The following is a 2,464-nucleotide window of genomic DNA, read 5'->3' as shown; positions in this document are numbered from 1 at the left end:
TGGTCTTCCACCTCCGTCCGAAACAACAGCGCCTCGTGGCGCACTGACAGCGTTCTTACCGGCACGTCCGCCGTGGGTTCAACGTGACTGAGGGACTTTCACCGGGAACCCACGGCGTCTTCTGCAAGTGTGCTCGAAAGTGCGGTGGGCTCGGCGTCGCTGATTTTGGTGATTCGTCAGGGCTTCTCCGCACCGATGCAAAATCCGCGGGCAGTCTGACAGATGACGCCGTAGTCTCCGCGGATGACTACCGTTTCCGTCGAAGATCTCGCACGTGCATCCGAATCCGTCGGCGACCTGCTCGCCGAGGTCCGCCCCGAGCAATGGAAGGAGCCGACGCCGTGCACGGAATGGAACGTGCGCGAGGTGGTCACCCACCTGGTCGGCATGGACCTGGTGTTCGCAGCCATGATCGAGGGTGGCCCGATGCCCGAACGCGGAGTAGACCGCCTCGGTGACGACCCGGTCGGTGCCTACCGGTCCTCCAGTGCTTCGCTGCTGGCCGCTTTCTCCGGTCCTGGGGTGCTCGAGCGGAGTTATCGCGGACCCTTGGGGAGTGCCACGGGCGCCGAGCGTTTGCAGATCCGCCTGTACGATCTACTGGCTCATGGATGGGACCTCGCCCAGGCCACCGGAATCCCTGCCCGGCTGCCCTCAGACGTTGCCGAGCAGAGCCTGGCGTTCGCTCAGGTCCAACTCTCCGCCCAGTACCGAACGGGACGATTTGCCGAGCCGCAACCCGTCGAGGAGACCGCTCCGGCCATCGATCGCCTTGCCGCGTTTCTCGGCCGGCCGGTCCCACCGCAGCTGTGAGACCGATCGAGGGCAACTGACCGCCCCGAAGTCACGCCCGCTGATGTTCTCCGGCACATTGATGAAAAGCAGGCCGTGGGCGCTCGGAGGAGGTAGTTGCGGACCGTGCCGGGCGGCACGGTCCGCAACTACCTCCTCCGAGCGCCTGATTGGCAGGGGACTCATTCGTTCCCGGTGGTCTGCTCGATCTGGTTGTCCAGCAGGCTCTGGGCGATGGCCGCATAGCGGCTCGCGGAGGTGTGGGACAGATGGAAGACCATGGCGAGGTGCAGCGGGTCGGCGCCGACGGCCAGCGCCTCGTGCAGTACCCGGTCGCCGCGGATGCGTTCGAGGTAGACGCCCTGGTGCAGCAGGTGCCGCTTGAGGTATCCGGCGCTGACAGGCCCGGTTCCCAGGGCAGTCTTCGCGTTGATCAATACGTGCCGGTTGGGAGTCTTCGGCCAGGTGATGCGACGCTGGGCGAGCCAGGCCAGCAGGGTCTGATGAGACAGCTCGCCGAGCCGTTGGGCGTGTCCGGCGATGGTGATCCGATGGTTGGGCAGGTCGAGATCGTCCAAGGTGAGGCGTCGAATGGCCGTGGCGCGGGCAGCGTGGACGGCGGCCAGGGCAACGATCAGCCGTTGCGCCGGGGTGGCGGCGATCCGCTGGACGGCGAGGACCTCGGCGTCGGTCATCGGCAGCAGGTTGCGCGGGATGTCCTCGGCCTTCAGGCGGGTGGTGGGGTTGGCGAAGATCAGGCCGCGCTTCTTGGCGAAGCGAAACAGTGAGCGCAGTGCGGCGATCGCGTTGCGCCGTTGCCATCCTCGCAGGGGTGACAGCGCGGCCGTGACGTCGACGACGGTGATCTCGCGCAGGTGCCCACGGGTCGCCGCCCAGTTCTCCAGCAGGGGGCGGACGCAACCGAAGTAGACGTAGAGGCAGGTGCGGGAACGGGGCTTGGCACGGCTGTCGCCGTCGAGCAGGACCAGCAGCCAGGTGCGGACATCGCCGGCGAACCCGGCGGGCAGTTCGGCGGTGCGGTCGTCGATCCAGGAGCGGATCGCCAAGGGGCCGTCGTCTTCCAGCAGTTCCAGGTCGGTGAGGACCTCGGCGACCCGAAAACTGGAAGCGTGTCGCGGTATTCGCGCACGGACTTCGGTGAGCTTCACGAGTGTGCCGGGCGGGCGGGCGGCCAGCACCGCCGTCAGGCCGTCCATCGCGCACAAAACAAGTGACGGTGACCATCCGTTGGTCTCGCCGAGCTGCTTGGCGTGGGCCGCGGCCGACCGCAGCGCGGGGTTATTCGAGGTCAGGGCGGGGTGCTGCCAGCGTGGCGGGGGTGGGATGCCTGCCTTGCGTCGGTGGTAGGAGGCCAGGGCCCGGCAGTTGTGGCCGCAGTAGGCCCGGTCTCGCCGTGAGCCTTCGGGCAGCGGCTTGCCGCAGTGCACGCAGGTCATCGAGGCGGCAGGGACCTGCCGGTGCGGGGACGCGGGGCGATGGCACGGGGCTGGCCCACCGCGGCGGCCTGCGAGTCGGTCGCCGGCGTCGGCTCCGGCACCCGCTCCGGCTCGGGCAGGAGCAGTTCCTCGACGCCGCAGCCGAGCACGGCGCAGATGACGTCCAGCTCGTCGAGCTTGACGGTGTTCGGTCGGCCGGACCACAGGCCCGACAT

3 protein-coding genes are annotated in these 2,464 nt (G+C 68.2%); 1 reads left to right on the top strand and 2 read right to left on the bottom strand.

Annotated elements, in window-relative coordinates:
* Nucleotides 1-243: 243 nt before the first annotated feature.
* Nucleotides 244-813, top strand: a complete 570-nt coding sequence (locus ACFPZI_RS28890; protein ID WP_381369015.1) for a TIGR03086 family metal-binding protein — start codon at nt 244-246, stop codon at nt 811-813.
* A gap of 161 nt (nt 814-974) precedes the next feature.
* Here the strand turns inward: ACFPZI_RS28890 and ACFPZI_RS28885 are convergent, their stop codons facing one another.
* Together ACFPZI_RS28885 and ACFPZI_RS28880 are read right to left on the bottom strand one after the other, a co-directional pair.
* The gene (locus ACFPZI_RS28885; protein WP_381369012.1) at nt 975-2,249 is read right to left on the bottom strand and encodes a hypothetical protein; all 1,275 of its coding nucleotides are present in this window, start codon (nt 2,247-2,249) and stop codon (nt 975-977) included.
* The coding region (locus ACFPZI_RS28880) for a helix-turn-helix domain-containing protein (protein WP_381369009.1) at nt 2,246-2,464 on the bottom strand (219 nt) is incomplete at its 5' end. The genes ACFPZI_RS28885 and ACFPZI_RS28880, both read right to left, overlap by 4 nt.

Source organism: Streptomyces chlorus (assembly GCF_042655885.1).
In the GTDB taxonomy this organism is placed as follows: Bacteria; Actinomycetota; Actinomycetes; order Streptomycetales; family Streptomycetaceae; genus Streptomyces; species Streptomyces chlorus.
This window is presented reverse-complemented; position numbering and strand designations above follow the sequence as displayed.